The sequence below is a fragment of the Streptomyces sp. NPDC049879 genome (assembly GCF_044461265.1).
Classification (GTDB): domain Bacteria; phylum Actinomycetota; class Actinomycetes; order Streptomycetales; family Streptomycetaceae; genus Streptomyces.
Genome location: NZ_JBITKT010000003.1, coordinates 1 through 15789 on the forward strand (window position 1 = coordinate 1; position 15789 = coordinate 15789).

10 protein-coding genes are annotated in these 15789 nt (G+C 71.2%); 5 read left to right on the top strand and 5 right to left on the bottom strand.

Features of this window, described 5'->3' with window-relative positions; genetic code table 11:
- Nucleotides 1-562 precede the first annotated feature (562 nt).
- From ACIBPC_RS11175 to ACIBPC_RS11185, 3 genes are all read left to right on the top strand, one after another.
- Nucleotides 563-3010, top strand: a complete 2448-nt coding sequence (locus ACIBPC_RS11175; protein WP_398844327.1) for a Helicase associated domain protein — start codon at nt 563-565, stop codon at nt 3008-3010.
- 423 nt (nt 3011-3433) lie between these two features.
- Entirely contained in the window at nt 3434-3964 is a 531-nt protein-coding gene (locus tag ACIBPC_RS11180; RefSeq protein WP_398843059.1) for an SUKH-4 family immunity protein, read from the top strand.
- Nucleotides 3965-4152: 188 nt separating this feature from the next.
- Nucleotides 4153-4524, top strand: a complete 372-nt coding sequence (locus tag ACIBPC_RS11185) for a hypothetical protein (RefSeq protein WP_398843062.1) — start codon at nt 4153-4155, stop codon at nt 4522-4524.
- A 268-nt stretch (nt 4525-4792) separates the two neighbouring features.
- Here ACIBPC_RS11185 and tpg read toward each other — a convergent pair whose 3' ends face one another.
- The 3 genes from tpg to ACIBPC_RS11200 all read right to left on the bottom strand — a co-directional run bounded on the left by tpg (nt 4793) and on the right by ACIBPC_RS11200 (nt 8774).
- Nucleotides 4793-5347, bottom strand: coding sequence for a telomere-protecting terminal protein Tpg (gene tpg / locus ACIBPC_RS11190; protein ID WP_398843064.1), 555 nt, complete (start codon nt 5345-5347; stop codon nt 4793-4795).
- Between the two features lie 4 nt (nt 5348-5351).
- Nucleotides 5352-7565, bottom strand: a complete 2214-nt coding sequence (gene tap, locus ACIBPC_RS11195) for a telomere-associated protein Tap (RefSeq protein ID WP_398843066.1) — start codon at nt 7563-7565, stop codon at nt 5352-5354.
- A gap of 447 nt (nt 7566-8012) precedes the next feature.
- Nucleotides 8013-8774, bottom strand: a complete 762-nt coding sequence (locus tag ACIBPC_RS11200; protein ID WP_398843068.1) for a hypothetical protein — start codon at nt 8772-8774, stop codon at nt 8013-8015.
- A 606-nt stretch (nt 8775-9380) separates the two neighbouring features.
- Here ACIBPC_RS11200 and ACIBPC_RS11205 point away from each other — a divergent pair.
- Together ACIBPC_RS11205 and ACIBPC_RS11210 are read left to right on the top strand one after the other, a co-directional pair.
- Entirely contained in the window at nt 9381-9797 is a 417-nt protein-coding gene (locus ACIBPC_RS11205; protein WP_362959400.1) for a MerR family transcriptional regulator, read from the top strand.
- Nucleotides 9794-10213, top strand: coding sequence for a carboxymuconolactone decarboxylase family protein (locus ACIBPC_RS11210; protein ID WP_398843071.1), 420 nt, complete (start codon nt 9794-9796; stop codon nt 10211-10213). Before ACIBPC_RS11205 ends, ACIBPC_RS11210 begins: the two co-directional genes overlap by 4 nt.
- 1268 nt (nt 10214-11481) lie before the next feature.
- Here ACIBPC_RS11210 and ACIBPC_RS11215 read toward each other — a convergent pair.
- Nucleotides 11482-12507 (bottom strand): LacI family DNA-binding transcriptional regulator, encoded by a 1026-nt coding sequence (locus tag ACIBPC_RS11215; protein ID WP_398843074.1) that lies wholly within the window; start codon nt 12505-12507, stop codon nt 11482-11484.
- A 115-nt stretch (nt 12508-12622) separates the two neighbouring features.
- Nucleotides 12623-15739, bottom strand: a complete 3117-nt coding sequence (locus tag ACIBPC_RS11220) for a ThuA domain-containing protein (protein ID WP_398843076.1) — start codon at nt 15737-15739, stop codon at nt 12623-12625.
- Nucleotides 15740-15789: the final 50 nt, after the last annotated feature.

Consider the following 15789-nt stretch of genomic DNA (forward strand, 5'->3'; position numbering starts at 1 on the left):
CCCGCGGAGCGGGGTACCTGGCGCTGGCGCGCCAGGTAGTGAAAACGCCCCGCAAGCGGGGCGTCGTTCCCACGCAAGCGCGGGAACGATAATTCCGCAAGCGGAATTCTAAAAGCGAATACTATTCGCGCAAGCGCGAATAGTGGGAATCCCGCAAGCGGGATTCCCACGGCTGGCTACGAGCGGCGGTGCTTCGGGAACGGACCTGTGTAGCCGCCGGGCCACCAGGTCGCTACCCCGTAAGCGAGGTGACGGACAGTCACTCAATCGGTGCCGGGGGAAGTGAAGGGCTCCGCTGCGCTCCGCCCCAACCTCGTCCCCGCCCTCGAACTCGGCTATCCGCGCTCACACAAGCCCGCGATAGCACATGGACAGCGCGCACGAGGGCGGGGATTCGGTCATGTAAATCCTGGAGGACGAACCTGCCGCACAAGTGATGCATCACGGGTATCTCCTGTGTAGAGTCTGGTGTTGGACACTACTACCCCGGCTCCTCGCTCGCTGAGCCGGACTCCATTTCCGACTGTGCGTCATTTGTGGAGAAGGAGCTTTCCCTATGGTCATGAAGAAAAGAGACCTGCGCGCCCACCAGATTGAGACCGTGGCCGCCATTGTGCGCGGCCTCGACGTGCCGCCCGGAGGTATTCCGGCCGATGGCCTGCGTGGACAGGTAATTTCCGCCTGCGGTACGGGAAAGACCATCACCGCTGCTTTCGCCGTCCGGGAGATGCTCCCGAGGGGCCGGATTCTGGTGCTGGTGCCGACACTGGAGCTGCTGGCGCAGACGGTGAAGGAATGGCACCGGGTCGGGCATGCGGGGCCGGCCGTCGCGGTGTGCTCGCTCACCGACGACCCGGCGCTGTGGCACCTCGGGGTGCGCTCCACGACGAACCCCGTGCAGCTGGCACTGTGGCACGGCGAAGGGCCGGTGACCATCTACGCCACCTATGCCAGCCTCGGTGTGCTCACGGAGGCGTTCGAGGGCGTCTACGGGCAGCAGCTCGCGCCGGTGGACCTGGCGGTGGTGGATGAGGCGCACCGGACGTCGGGGAGCATGGGGAAGGCGTGGGCGGACATCCACGACCAGGCGAAGATCCCGGCGGCGCGCCGGTTGTACATGACAGCCACACCTCGGATCTGGCAGGAGCGGCCTCCGCACTGGGAAGTCGCCGAAGGGGTGCGGGATGCGCTGCCGCGCGAGATGGCGGCCTCCATGGACGACGAGGCCGTGTTCGGGCCCGTCCTGTACAGGCTGTCGCTGGCGTCGGCGGTGTCGCGGGGCCTCCTTGCGCGGTACCAGATCGTCGTCCTGGAGCTGAAGGACCCGGTGGTCACGCCGGAGCGGCTGAGGGGCGAGGACCGGCACAGCGAGAAGGTCCGCGGGGAGCGTCTCGGGGCGCTGCAGGCCGCTTTGCTGCACGCGATGGCGGAGCACGGGCTCCAGACGTGCATCACTTTCCACCACCGGACGGTGGAGGCCGCCGCGTACGCCGAAGGCCTGAAGCGGGTTGCGGCGAAGCTCCATGGCAGCGAACCGGAGGCGCACCCTTCGGTGATCTGGGCGGACTGGCTGTGTGGCGAGCACGAACCCGAACACCGGCATGACATCCTCCGTGGCTTCGGGAGCACGGCGCTGCGGGCCGTGCTCTCCAACTGCCGCGTCTTGGGCGAAGGCGTCGACATCCGGGCCGTCGACTCCGTCGCGCTGCTTGACCCCAAGGGTGCGCCGCATGACATCGTCCAGGCCGTCGGCCGCGCCCTGCGGCAAAGGCCCGGGGAAGGGAAGCTCGCTACTCTGATCGTGCCGGTATTTCTTCAGCATGATGAGACTCCGGAGGATATGTTCACTTCCGGCTCGTACCGGCCTCTGGTGAAAGTTCTGGAAGGTCTGCGGGCTCACGACGAAGAGGCCGTGGAATTGCTGGCCATTCCGCAGGAGTCACAGAAGGACAGTGTGCGGTTTTCCCCGTACATCGGCGCCGCTCCCGGGAAGAACGAGGAGGAGACCCGGCTGCTGCTGCGGTTCGCGGCTCCGCGTGATCCGGTGATGGTCGCGGACTGGGTCTCTTTCAACGTGATCGACACCGAGCGGCAGGACTGGGCGCGCGGCTGGGCGAAGCTGAAGGCGTACGTCGAACGCGAGGGCAACGCGCGGGTGCCGTACGGGCACCGCGAAGGCGCGTTCCCGCTTGGGCAGTGGGTGGCGGAGCAGCGGCGCGCGTTCGCGGCCGGGCAGATGAGCAGCCGGCGCGCGGCGCGGCTGGAGAAGCTCGGCATGGTCTGGTCGGTCGCCGACGAGCGCTTCCAGGAGAACCTGGAGGCCGCGAAGGCGTACTTCGATGCGTACTGGACTCTGTGTGCTCCGAGGTCCGCCGTGGCGCTGGGCAGGCCGGTCGGGCAGTGGCTGTCCAACCTCCGGCGGCCGGGAGCGCTGGGCGGACACCCGGAGTGGGAGAACGCGCTCGAGGCGGTGGACCTGGACTGGAACCCTTCATGGCCGCCGGGGTGGCAGCGGCACTACGCCGCGCTGCGCGAGTTGGTACGCGGCGAAGAGGACCGGGCGGAGGTTCTGCCCGGCGTCACGGTCCACGGGATGGACGTGGGGAAGTGGCTCGCCCGGCAGCGCACACCGAAGGTCTGGGCGGGCTTGGCGGACGGGCAGCGCGAACGTCTGAAACAGCTTGGCGTCACCCCACTCCCCCAGGCCGCGGCATCGGTCGCGGCCGTGGTTCCGGCTCCGGCCGGGCCGGACCGGTCCGAGGAGGCGTCCACGGCGCCCGTGAGCGCCTTCGAGCGCGGCGTGGCGGCCCTCGCGCAGTACAAGGCGCGCACCGGCTCCCTGGCCGTCCCGCGGGGGCACGCGGAGGTGTTGCCGGACGGGACGGAGATCCGACTCGGGGTGTTCCTGTCCAACAGCAAGAGCAGGCGCGGGAAGCTGACCGCTGGCAAGCTCCAGCAGTTGGCTGCGCTCGGGCTGGAGTGGGCGGTCGAGGAAGGAGCGACGCGGTGACCGCGCACGGGAAGAGAGGCGTGTGCGGGAGGCTGCACGACGGCGCGCACGCGGCCGTGGCTTCGCGGGGGTTGAGAAGGTCTTGGTGCTGTGGCTGGCCGACCTTGGAGTGCGGGGAGGTCCGTGCGGGTCGAGGTGGCGGGGGCGCAGTTCGGCGCGGAGCTGCGCGGGCGTCTTGAGCCGTTCCAGGACCGGTAGAAGGCGGTCGTGTGCGAGAGCGACGCGGGGAACGCCGGGCATGCACGGGCTCGAATAGGCAGAGTGGACATGGCGGGTGCCGGGCGTCGTGGGAGTGCTGGCGCTGGGCGTGCGCTACGCGGCCGGGCGGCGATGCGGGGCCTCTCGCCGGTTCGCTATTGTCATCACGGCTGGAGGCGCTGGTTGAGCAAGGTGCGGCCGGCACGACGAGGAAGCGGCGAGCTCATGATGGTGACGTACGAATCGCTGGTGCTGGCCTTTCCTGACGATGATGTCACTGTGGCATCGCTTGTCGATCTGCCGGTGGCTGTGACCGATCCGACGGCCCGTCGTGTCCTGACCGAGGTGGGGTTGCCGGAGCATGTCGAGCAGTCTCTCTGGTTCGAGGAACTCGACACGCCGCTTGTGACTGTGGCCTCCTCCGGATCCGGTCCTTCCGCAGCGGCGGTGGCCCGGGCCGGGGACTTCTATGTGATCGGGGTGAGCACAGCCGGTCTGCTGTGTTTGGACGGCGCCTCGGGCGAGTGCTACTTCGTGGACGGCGATGGCAACGTGCTGTTGGCCGCCACCCGGCTCGACCTGCTCCTCGAATTCGTCTGGCGGTTGAAGACCGGCATCGATGCCGGTCACCTTGGTGAGGGGTGGGCACAGTCTCTGGTCGGCGAGCTTCGTGAGCTCGACCCCGTCACGTTCGCGGCGTCCGAGGGGAAGTGGCGCGAGGTCGTCGCGGCGTGCCATGCCATTGCTCTGAGCTGACGTCGCTGCCGCGTGCATCGCCGCCTCGGTGGCCGGGCGGGCCTCGCTGGCGGGACTGGGGGCGCCGCGGTCACGCTCGATGAGGTCGGTACTGCACCAGTCGGCCGCGGCGGACGGTGCAGCGGCGTCTGCGGGCGTGTGAGACCTCAACTCTTGTCCGCCGTGCCGGACATGCCAAACTCGGCGGCATGACCCGTACCCGTGCCCGCCGCGGCGCTTCCGCGTTTCCCCTCGCAGCCGCGCTCCTCGCCTCTCTCGTCGGGTGTGGCAGCGACGAGGACGACGGCGGCAATGCCGATGAGACCGGAGATCTTGCGTACAGCGTCATCAACGAGGAGCTGCCTGACGGGGCGATCGGAAGCGCCGACCTCCTCATGTCCGATCCGACCCTTGAGCAGGCGGAGGCCGCCATCCGCGACTACGCCGACTTCATCGACGGCCCCTCCGCTGTCATGGTCCGTGTTGTCCTCAGCGAATACGCGGACAGCGCCGTCTGTCGCGCGGACTGGCCGGACATCGACGAGACCATGAGCTGCTCGGAACCCGTCGTCGAGGAGTGAGCTGACCACCAGCTCGTGCAGGCGCCGGCTTCATCGGCTTCCTCGTGTGCTGGGACCTGAGGTGGGGCGCCGGATCTGGTCCGTCGTCGTCCCTCCCTGGGTCCGGCTGCCGGGGAGCTCTGGGCGGCGTGGCGTGGCCTTGGCTGTGTGCCCGTCCGGGTGCCGTTGCGCCTCTGCAAGGCGCGGCAGCGTCGCGATCCGTGGTGTGGTGGGGGAGGCTGGTGCTGGTCTTCGGGGGTGCTTTCGTCGTCGGTTTGGGGGTCGGGTTTCAGAAGGCGAGGTCGATGTAGTCGATGTCGCCCAGGGTGACGTCGGTGAGGTCGTGGGCGCGGGTGCCGCCGTTTTGGAAGTAGATGTCGCGGAGTCCTTCGGCGATGACGGTGCGCATCTGTTGTTCGTCGCCCTGGGCGCGGGCGGTGAAGAGGCGGTTGGCGTAGGGGGCGGGGAGGTGGACGGTGAGGCGGCGGAAGCGGCCGTCGTCGGTGGTGCCGATGGGGGCGGTGTAGCCGAAGCGGGCGCGGGTTTCGATGGTGATGCCGGTGGTGGTGGCGGCCTGTCGGCGGCGGCGTTGGCGGATGCGGGGTTGCCAGCGGGAGCGGATGGCGTGGTCGATCCGGTTCTGGATGTGGCGGGGCGGGTGTTTGCGGGCGCCGCGGCGGTAGCGGTTGACCGAGGCGGGGGTGACGCCGAGTTCGGCGGCGACGGCCCGCGCGCTGCCCAGCTGGCGCATGAGGTAGCCGATCTGGCCCTTCAGCGTCTTGGGCGGGTTCTTGGTGAACGCCTCGCGGTCGGCCCGCTCGATGGCGTCGTCGATCTCCCCCACGGCCCTACTCTCCTTCGTCGAGGACGGCGTCGCCGCTCTTGATGTGGCGGGCCGGGTTCAGCCCCTTCTCCATCAGGTCCACCGTCCATGCCATCTCCTGGACGCCTTCCAGCTTCGCCAGGCCCGGGGTGGGGCCGAGGCGGAAGCCGCCCGGCTGTGGCTTGCCTGATGCGGCGTAGGGGAGGAAGTCCAGCGGTGAGGGGCCGGGGCTGGGGTAGACGACGCAGTCGGAGAGCACGGCGAGGGGGTAACGGCCCGTCAGCCTGGCCATGTTGGCGAGTTTGCGGTGCATGTTGACGCGGGCTTTGGAGATGACGGCGGCGCGGATGTCCGGGCGCCAGGTCGGCCGCGTCATGGCCGGCCAGGGCTCGCCCTCGCGGTGGTTCCTGCCCTGGGGGCGTTCGCGGAGCTTCCCGATGCCGCCCTTCACGGTCGCCTTGATCGCGGCGAGGACGGCGGCCATCGCCGGGTCGGCGTGTTTGTGGCGTTCCATCGCGGCGAGGAACTCCGTGTCGGTGAGGTCCTTGGTGACGCCGAGGTCGGCGAGGGTGTCGGCGTAGGCGGTCTTGAGGCGGTCGTGCCAGGGGTCCAGGTAGGCGCCGGTCGTGTGGCGCAGGTACGCCTCGACGGGAGCGATGTTGTAGCCGAGTTCCTGGGCGTAGGCGACGGTGTGTGTGGCGTACCAGGCGGGGCCCGTCGGGTGCTCGCCGGTGGGGGTGAACGGCGAGGGGAGGCGTGGGTCGACCTGGACGTGGCTCAGGTCCACCAGCCAGGAGCCGGGGATCTTCTTGTCGAACAGCGGGCGGGTGACGTGCTCGGGGGTGGACAGGCCCACTGTCAGGCGGGCGGATGCGGCGAGGAACGCGGTGTTCAGGTCCAGGCCGACGGCGTAGGGCTGCAGCATCTCTTCGTCTGTGAGGAGGTCGACGTCGCGGACCCACTGGTAGGCCTCCTCGTCGAGGAAGCCGCCTGTCCAGCCCGAGGCGGCGACGACGGGGTGTTCCGGGATGGCCTCCGGCGGCGCGGGATCGACCGGCTCGGTGCCCAGCGATCCGGGGTTGTGCCCGGGGACCCACGCGCCGGTCGCCGGGTCCTGGACGGCGCGGGTGGGGGGGCGCAGCGCCGTCATCAGTTCCAGGCCGGTGACGGCCGTGGAGCCGCGTGGGGTGATGACGCGGCGGGCGTATGCGGTCAGGATGCGGGCGATCTGGGGCGGGTCCATGGCTGTGACGCCGGGCCAGGAGCGGGCGTCGAGGGCGTCCCACGGCAGGACGGCGAGCTGTACGCACTGCCGTTCGCGGCCCTGGGCGGGGCGGTAGATCCGCGGCCAGGGGCCGAATCCGCGGCGGGTGAGCTGCCATTTCGCCTTGAGGATCTGCTTCACTACGGGGTGGTGCTCGGCCAGGCGCAGGGAGCGGCGTTCTTCGTGGCCTTCGAGGTGTTCGGGGAGGCCGAGGCGCATCGTTGCCGGGGCGGTGAGGACGATCAGCGGGTCGGAGTCCCGTCCGTGCCGGTGGAGCTTCGGCGCGCCGAGGCCGGAGGCGGTGAGGGTCCACTCGACCAGCTCGGCCACTGTGGTGGCCGGGCAGTCCAGTACCAGCCCTCCGGCGGCGTATGCGTGGCCGTTGCCGTCCAGGACGGCGAGCGGGCCGTGGGGGAACCGCGGATCGGCACCGGCGGAGGGCACGGTGGTCTTTCCCGCCGTGGGGCGCGCTGCGGGCAGCGGTGTCGCTGGGCGGCGCGATGCGGCGGACCGGTGCGCGGTGGCCTCGGCCGGGGTTTGGGGCAGCGTGGGGGTATGTGTCCGGGCGGCGGCCGGTGCAGCAGCCGGGGCTTGAAGCGGCACGGCGGCTTCGGGGACGGCAGTGCTGGGAACCGCTCCGGGCGCCTCCGGTCGTGAGGCAGCGGCCGGTGAGAGGGTTTCCGGTTGCGGCAGGGCGGCCGGGGGCGGTGCGTCGGGGGTGTCGTCCTTGGGGTGCTCCGCCGCCCAGTTCTCCAGCAGCCGCCGGTACGGCGCCAGACGCGGCGGCTTCGGTTCGGAGCGGCCGTTCTCCCAGTTCTTCACCGTCTGCGTCGTCGTCTTCAGCGCGGTCGCGAGGCGGGCCTGGGTGATGCCGGCGGCCTCCCGTAGCCGGGCGCGCTCCGCAGGCGGCGGCAGCTGTGGCCCTTCCGCGAGCAGCGCGTCGACGGACGCGAACAGCTCTTCTTCCGTGGGCATTCTGTCACCTCCGTCCCTGACGCTAGCAGCACTTAACCTTGTGTTTAACCCTGATGTTTGACCCGTGCGGGTAATTGCGGCGGGTGGCGGGCGTCCTGCATGCGGAGGCTAGGCGGCTGGCAGAGGGTGCCGGTGTGCGGGCTCGGGCAGGAAGGTGTGCGTCGGGTCCGTCTGGGCCGCCGGATGCTGTCGCCGGCGGGCGGGGTGGTCTCGGTGTGTCGTGGTGGTCGGGCTCTTCGGCTGCGGGGACAGGGTCCCTGGGTGCGGGGCGCCGGGGGCCGCTGTGTGCCTGGGAGGGTGCTGCCGTGTACTGCCGAGAGCGCACGGCTTCCGGTTCTGGCCCGGCCTTCTGCCGGAGGGCGCGTCCGCGTGGCCGGTGAACGTTGACCGGTACCGGCCGGTGAGGCCGGCCGACGGGGCGGCGGGGCGGCGGGGCGGGGTCTCGTCCTAGAACGGCGGCTCGAACGCCTGGGGGGCGCCCGTGAGCCGTTCCAGGCGGGCGGTGATGGCTCCCTCGTTGCGGCCGAACTCTTCCATGAGCTGCGTGAGGTCCGCGCCCTGGCCGGCGCGTTCCAGCAGGCGTGTGTCCTCCTGCGGGGTCCATCTCCTGTGCGAGTTGGGGTGGTTCTTGCGCAGGTCCTCGACCGTGTACGCCCTGGGTCTGGCGGCGGCGGGTGGTGTGGACGGCTCCGGGCGGGGGCGAGCCGTATCGGCGCCGGGGCGGGGGCCGAGCCCGAGTTCCCAGAGTTTCCAGCGGATCGAGTTGCCGGTGCGCCCGAGCCGGCGTGCGATCTCGGCGGCGTCGATCCCCTCGGTGTGCAGGGTGCGGACAGTGTCGCGGTCCCGTTCCGTCCATGGCTGGCCGGTGTGCCCGGCGGGCTGGGCGCGGGGCGCGGGGAGGGCCGGGGCGGTTGCGGGGGGCGGCGCCGGTGGGGGGTCGGTGAAGCCGGAGAGCAGGCGGGCGATCAGGGGCAGGTCGTCTCGTGGTACGTCTGCCTGCAGGTCCGCGATCACCACGCCCTGCGCGTCACAGCCCATGAGCGTGAACTGAGTACGGCCGGACGCCGTGTGTTCGTACGTCAGCTCGTAGCGTCGTGAGCCGTCCGGTGCCTGGATGCCGATGGCGTGTGTCGTACGCCACTGGCCCGTTCCGGCTTCGGCGGGCGTTGTGGCGGCGGGGCGGGGTCCTGCGTCTTCGGTGTCTGACACGGCTCACTGCCCTTCCCTGTGTCTTTCCGTACTGCGGTCAGGCCTGATGTGAATCGGCAGGGGGCCCGGCGGCGGCCGCGCGGTGTAGGGCGGCACGCCGCGGTGAGCGTTTCCGGATCCCCCGGCCGGGTTCTCACCGGCCTTCCCCCACGCCGTGGGACGCTAGCAGCGCAGGCGCGGGATGTGCGAGCGGGCGGGGTCCGGGGGCGTTGTGGCTGTCAGACCCTGCCGGTAGAGAAGCGGCCTGAGGGGGCGCGGGTCTTCAACTTGCTGGTGGTGCCGGGTATTTCGGGTACCCGCGCGCACCGCTGGGGTGGCTTCGCGCCTGGTGTCCGGCGTCTGCGGCAGCGTGGGAATCGCCCGGAGGGGCGAACTGCGGATCAGGTGAGGCTTCCGAGGCTTGCGGCGGGATTCCGGGCCGGCTGCCCCGGGCTCACAGGCCGGGTGCATGTCTTCACCAGCGCCGGGAGCCGGCTGCGCGTACGGCCCGCGTGGCGAGCGCGTGTGGGGGTGGGCAGGCGAGCGGGCGGGTATGCCGGGAGAGTGCGGGGGCTGGGTGGGGTCGTGGCTTGACCTGGAGTGCGCTCCAGGTTTTACGGTCTTTCCATGACCGACGGGAACGGCTTCCGCCAGCGGGAATCAGCGCTCACGATCGCTCAGGTCGCCGAGCGGACCGGCCTCTCGCACGACACCCTGCGCTACTACGAACGTGCCGGGCTGATCGAGCCGGTGGGCCGCACCCCCGGCAACCAGCGCCGCTACGCGGCCGCTGATCTGGTGTGGCTGGAGTTTCTGCTGCGGCTGCGCGAGACCGGCATGCCGGTCAGCGACATGCGGCGCTATGCCCGGCTGAGGGCCGCCGGGGACGCCACCGTCGCCGCCCGGCTGGCCGTGCTGCGTGAGCACCGTGCCGAGCTGGCCGGGCGCATGCGCAGCCTGCGCCGCAACGCCGCCGCGCTGGACAGCAAGATCAGGCACTACGAGACGCTGCTCGAGCAGCAGCAGGGAACGGAACGATCATGAGCAGCAGCACCGCCGCCACCACTCGCCAGGATCGCTTCGAGCGCGGCATGGAGATCCTCGACCGTGTCGACGGCGAAGGCGGCCGGCGCGTCGTCGACGCCCTCGCCGGCATCAGCCCCGAACTCGGCCACCAGATCGTGGCGTGGGCGTTCGGCGAGATCTACGACCGTCCCGCGCTGGGCCCGCGCGACCGGCAGCTTGTCACCCTCGGCGCGCTCACCGCGCTGGGCGGCTGCGAGCCGCAGCTGGAAGTCCATGTCAACGCCGCCCTCAATGTCGGTCTCACCCCCGAGGAGATCGTTGAGGCGCTGCTGCACTCCGCTGTCTATTGCGGTATGCCCAGGGCGCTGAACGCCACTTTCGCCGCCAAGAAGGTGTTCGCCGAGCGCGGTCTGCTTCCCGTCCAGGCTCGGTGACCGCAGGCGGACGCGGCCGGGCCCCCTCCCCCGCGGCGGCTCGCGGCGGTCACAGGAGGCCCCGCCGCCGGCCGCATCGTCCAGGCGCACCGGCCTCACGGCAACAGCGAGCTGCGCGGCATCGTCTGCGGAGGGCGCGGAGGGCCTGGAATGAACCCGGGGTCCCGGGAACCGGCGCGCGCGGGGTCCCCGGCCTGCGGCAGGGGCGGGAGACGGCAGGCCCGGGCGGGTTGGACCGGCGGGGGTGCGTGTCATCTGACCGGCCGGAGGATGGGCATCGGGCAGAGGCGGCCAGGACGAGGAACGGCGCTGCGGAGGGGGTGGGCTGACCGGGCTGGGCTCGGACGGGCGCACCAGGATCACGTGGCGACGGGCAGCGTGGCGCCTATGCCGGGAGGGAACCCTCCCTATCGGACCGGAAGAAGCGCCGGAACTCGCCGCGAAAGGAGACCCGGGAGGCGGTGGCCATGGCAAGGGCGGCCTCACGCGCGGCGACCGCGGCCGGGGCAGGCGGGCCGGTGAGCCGGGGGCGCTGGCATAGGTGAAAGGGGAAGCGCCCGGCTGCGCGGATGATGCCGTAGCAGTCCAGGGGATCGCCGTCGGACACGCCGGTCGCGGCACGTGCCAGGCGTGGGGCAGGGCGAGGAATGCCGCGTGGCAGGCCTCGGCCGCCGGCTCGTGGCCGGACTTCTGGAATCCTTTCCCGACGCCTCAATCGCCTTTCCCGCGGTCGGTGCTGAAAAGCTCGTCCTGGATCTTCGCGGACGCCTCGATCCGCATGCCGCTTGCCGTGAAAAACGTCCGCGGAGCGGTCCGGGAGCTCGGCGGCGGCGGCGAGGTACGGCCACTCGCTGACTGGGGCGAACAGGCGGAGAGCGGTCGTGCATTCCGCACCGGTGGCGGCCTGGGTCCGACGGGCCTCACGTTCGGCGCGTGTCTGTGGCTTGGGCACCGCTGTCTCAGCTGCCGGCGGGCTCTGCCCGCGCCTGCCCGCCTTGTCGGCCGGTGCTCGCACCGTCAGTTCGGAGCGCGGGCCGGTGGCCTTGGCCGATGATCACCTGCGGCGTACGCGTCCAGCCATATCGATTCCCGTGCCGGACCGGCAGGTGACATGGACTGCTGCCGCCGAATGCCCGGGGCGGCGCTTCGCTGTGGGTGACGGGGCGTGGGCTGGTCCCGGGGGTGTCCGCGCCGGGCCGGGCCGGTGGCGGCGGGGCGCTGTTTCTTCTGCTTCGTGGTGCGGGCTGCGGGCTCGTTGCCGGTGGGTGTCAGGGGCGGGGGGCGGTGCTGTTGCGGATGATGAGGGTGGTGGCGAGTTCGATGCGGGGGCTTTCGAGTTCTTCGCCGCGTATGAGGCGGGTGAGGGTGCGCAGGGCGCTGCCGCCCATTTCTTTGAGGGGCTGGCGGACGGTGGTGAGGGCGGGGGTGACCCAGCGGGCTTCGGGGAGGTCGTCGAAGCCGACGACGCTGATGTCGCCGGGGACGCGCAGGCCGGCGCGGGCGAGGGCTTCGTAGGCGCCGATGGCCATGTGGTCGGAGCAGATGAACAGGGCGGTGGGGGGGTCGGGGAGGGTGATGAGGGCGTGGACCTGTTCGGCGCCGCTGGCGCGGTCGTGGTTGCCGTGGCGGATGAGGCGGGGGTCGGTGTCCAGGCCGGCGGCGGTCAGGGCGGAGCGGTAGCCGGCGGTTCTGGCGCGGGTGTAGAGGTGGTGGGGCGGGCCGGTGACCAGGGCGATGCGGTGGTGGCCGTGGTGGAGGAGGTGGTTGGTGGCTTCGTAGGCGCCTGACCAGTTGGTGGTGCCGATGGAGGTGACGTCGGGCGGGGGGTCGCTGAGGGGGTCGATGACGACGCAGGGGGTGTGGGCGGTGGCGAGGCGGGTGAGTTGGCGGGGGGTGGGTTCGACGAGGCCCAGGACGATGCCGGCGGTGCCGCGGTCGAGGATGCGTTCGAGCCAGTCGGGGGTGCGGTGGCCGGGGGCGGGGGTTCTGGCGCGGGAGATGACGACGTGGAGGCCGGCTTCCCAGGCGGCGGTCTCCATGCCGCTGGCGACGCTGGCGGGCCAGGAGCCGTCGAGGCCGCTGAGGACGAGGTCGACGGTGTGGGGGGGCTGGTCGGGGGCCGGGGTGCCGCGCCGCTGGTAGTGGTGTCCGCGCAGTGCCGCGTCGACTCGGGCGCGGGTGTCGGGGGAGACGTCGTCGCGGCCGTTGAGGACTTTGGAGACGGTGGAGACGGACACTCCGGTGAGCTCGGCGATGTGCGCGAGGGTGGGGCGGGGCGTGTTGCTTCCGGTCACGGGGCCCATTGTCTGCTGTCGCGGGGGTTTCCGGGACGGCCGGGGGCGGCCGGCCGCCGCACCCTCCTTGTCTGGTGGGGGTGCGGCGGCCGGACGGGGCGGGGGTGCGGGGTGGTCAGGGCTGGGTGACGCCTTGTCCGTTGAAGGTGACCCAGTTGACGTTGAGTTCGCCGGTGGTCTTGACGAAGTAGAGCGGTCCGGAGGCGGGGGTGCCGGTGGTGTCGGCGGTGACGTCGGCGTAGACCTGCCAGTCGCCGGTCGGCTGGACCTGGAGGGTCGCGACGGTGGGTCCGGTGTCGGGGTCGCCGGTGCGTACTTCGACGGTGGCGCCGAGGGTGGGTGAGGCGGCGCGCAGGGTGATGCTGTCGATGCCGGTGAGGTTGGCGGGGTCCCAGGCCCACCAGTCGCCGTTGTCGATGTGGCCGATGTTCTGGCCGCCGCCGGCGGAGTCGCCGGTGGTCTCGGTGCTGACGCCGGGGTCGCCGCCGCCGCCGGCGGAGTCGAGGCGGCCGGTGGTGTCGTAGTGCTCGGCCTCGCGGTGCTTGGGCTGCAGGACGACGATCTCCTGGGTGGTCAGGGGCGGGGCGTCGCCGTTGCCGTGGTCGGTGTAGGTGACGGAGACGGTGCCGAAGATGTTGGCGCCGATGTGGCCGGCGTCGCCGGGGAGGGGGAAGGTGCCGGAGCAGCCGTGGTACTGCTCGTAGCCGTGGGAGTGTTCGTCGTGGCCGAGGGCGGGCTGGACGATGACGTCGTCGCAGTCGACGGTGCCGTCCTCGGGGTCGGTGACGGTGACGTCGTAGGCGATGGTGTCGCCGAAGGTGAAGAATCCGCCGTCGGCGGGGGCGGTGACGTCGATGGCGGGGGCGGTGTTGCCGGCGGTGATGTCGAGGTTGGACACGGCGGTTCTGCCGTCTTCGTCGGTGACGGTCAGGCGTGCGGTGTAGCGGCCGGGCTGGGTGTAGGTGTGGGTGGCGGTGGGCTGGGTGCTGTCGGGGGTGCCGTCGCCGTCGAGGTCCCAGGAGTAGGTGACGGGGCCGCCGTCGGGGTCGTGGGAGCCGGCGGAGTCGAAGGCGACGTCCAGGGGTGCGGGGCCGGAGGTGCGGTCGGCGGTGATGTGGGCGAGGGGGGCGCGGTTGCCCTGGACGTAGTCGATGCGGTAGATGCCGGAGTCGGTGTTGTTGCCGCCGAAGCCGCTGCCCCACTCGATCATGTAGAGGGAGCCGTCGGGGCCGAACTGGAGGGCGTGGGGGCGGTTGAAGGAGAGGTCTTCGAAGGCGCGGGTGACGGAGGTGACGGCGGTGCGGTCGGCGTTGAGGCCGAGGGTGAACATGCGGCTGTCGTTCCAGTCGGCGAAGATCACGCTGCCGTCGTAGGACTCGGGCCATTTGGTGTCGGAGGCGAGGTCGGGGTCGTACTGGTAGGCGCCGCTGGTCATGGGGGCGCCGCTGCGGCCGATCTCGGGGGTGCTGGTCTGGGCGCCGAGCCAGATGGCGGCGGGCTGGGCGGGGGGCAGGTCGGTGATGCCGGTGTTGTTCGGGGAGTCGTTGACGGGGGCGGCGCAGTCGTAGGGCTGGCCGGAGGTGCCGGTGGCGAAGTCGTGCTGGTTGTAGGGGGTGTTGGCGCCGACGCAGTAGGGCCAGCCGTAGAAGCCGGGCTGGGAGATGATGTTCCACTCGACGCGGCCTTCGGGGCCGCGGGTGGGGCTGGCGGCGCCTGCGTCGGGGCCGTAGTCGGCGACGAACAGCTGGTCGGTGGTGGGGTCGAGGCCTATGCGGAAGGGGTTGCGGAAGCCCATGGCGTAGATCTCGGGGCGGGTGTCAGGGGTGCCGGGGGCGAAGAGGTTGCCGTCGGGGACGGTGTAGGTGCCGTCCGGCTGGGGGGTGATGCGCAGGATCTTGCCGTTGAGGACGTTGCTGTTGGCGGAGGTGCGCTGGGCGTCCCAGGCGGCGCGGCCCTCGCGTTCGTCCAGCGGGGAGTAGCCGTCGCTGGCGAAGGGGTTGGTGTTGTCGCCGGTGGCGATGTAGAGGTTGCCCTGGGTGTCGAACTCGAGGGCGCCGCCGGCGTGGCAGCACTCCTGGCGCTGGGTGTCGACGGTCAGGACGACCTCTTCGCTGGCGGGGTCGAGGGTGTTGCCCTGGAGGGTGAAGCGGGAGACGCGGTCGACGGGTTCGTCGCCGGGGGGTGAGTAGTAGAGGTAGAGGTGGTTGTTGTCGGCGAAGCCCGGGTCGAGGGCGAGGCCGAGGAGGCCGAATTCCTGGCCGGTGTAGACGGGGATCTGGCCGGCGGTGACGACGGAGCCGTCGGTGAGGATGGCGTTCACGGCGCCGTTGCGGTCGATGTAGAAGACACGGCCGTCGTCGGCGATGTCGAGTTCCATCGGGTTGCTGGTGTTGTCGTCCAGGGTGACTTTCTCGAAGTCGGACGCCAGGGGCTGGGTGGGGGTGTCGCCCGAGCAGTCGGCGGGGTCGGCGCCGGCGGCGGTGCGGATACCGCCGAGGAGGTGGCCGAGGAAGGCCGGTTCGGTGAACGACTCGGGGGTGTGGCCCATGCCGGTGTACCAGGCGCGGCCGGCGTCGATGTCCTGGCACCAGGCGATGGGGTGGTCGGCGCCCATGGTGCCGCCGTCGTAGGTGGTTTCGTCGAGGGTGGCCAGGACGTGGGCGCTGTCGCGGGGGCTGGGGGCGTAGTTGTACCACTCGTCGTGGCGGTCCCAGGCGGCGGGCAGGTGGGCGGTGGAGGGGTGGGCGGGGTCCTCGACGCGGACGGTCGCGTCCTGCGGCTGGGGGTGGCCGTTGAAGTAGCCGCCGACGAGTTCGCCGTACCAGGGCCAGTCGTACTCGGTGTCGGCGGCGGCGTGGACACCGGCGTAGCCGCCGCCGCTCTCGATGTAGCGCTGGAACGCGGCCTGCTGGTCGTTGTTCAGGACGTCGCCGGTGGTGGACAGCCAGATGACGACCTCGTAGCGGGCGAGGTCGGTGTCGTTGAAGACGGACGCGTCCTCGGTGGCGGTGACCTCGAAGCCGTTCTCCTCGCCGAGGGTTTCGATCGCGGCGATCCCTGCGGGGATCGAGTCGTGGCGGAAACCGGCGGTCTTGCTGAACACCAGGGCGTTGAACGTTTCCGCGCCGTGGCCGGGGTGAGCGGCCGCGATACCGCTGGAGACCAGGGCCAGGGCCAGGGCGGCCGCGCCGGTACGGGCTGTCGTCCGGAACAAATGCTGTGCTGTTCTCAACACGGCTCCTCACAGGAGAGAAGTGGGGGGACGCCCGCGGCAGTTGCCGG

What these genes read in the sequence shown, in the direction of transcription:
- ACIBPC_RS11210 (WP_398843071.1), top strand. Translation starts at nt 9,794, where the DNA reads ATGAGCAGCAGCACCGCCGCCACCACTCGCCAGGATCGCTTCGAGCGC.
- tap (WP_398843066.1), bottom strand. Translation starts at nt 7,565, where the DNA reads ATGCCCACGGAAGAAGAGCTGTTCGCGTCCGTCGACGCGCTGCTCGCG.
- ACIBPC_RS11175 (WP_398844327.1), top strand. Translation starts at nt 563, where the DNA reads ATGAAGAAAAGAGACCTGCGCGCCCACCAGATTGAGACCGTGGCCGCC.
- ACIBPC_RS11185 (WP_398843062.1), top strand. Translation starts at nt 4,153, where the DNA reads ATGACCCGTACCCGTGCCCGCCGCGGCGCTTCCGCGTTTCCCCTCGCA.
- ACIBPC_RS11205 (WP_362959400.1), top strand. Translation starts at nt 9,381, where the DNA reads ATGACCGACGGGAACGGCTTCCGCCAGCGGGAATCAGCGCTCACGATC.
- ACIBPC_RS11180 (WP_398843059.1), top strand. Translation starts at nt 3,434, where the DNA reads ATGATGGTGACGTACGAATCGCTGGTGCTGGCCTTTCCTGACGATGAT.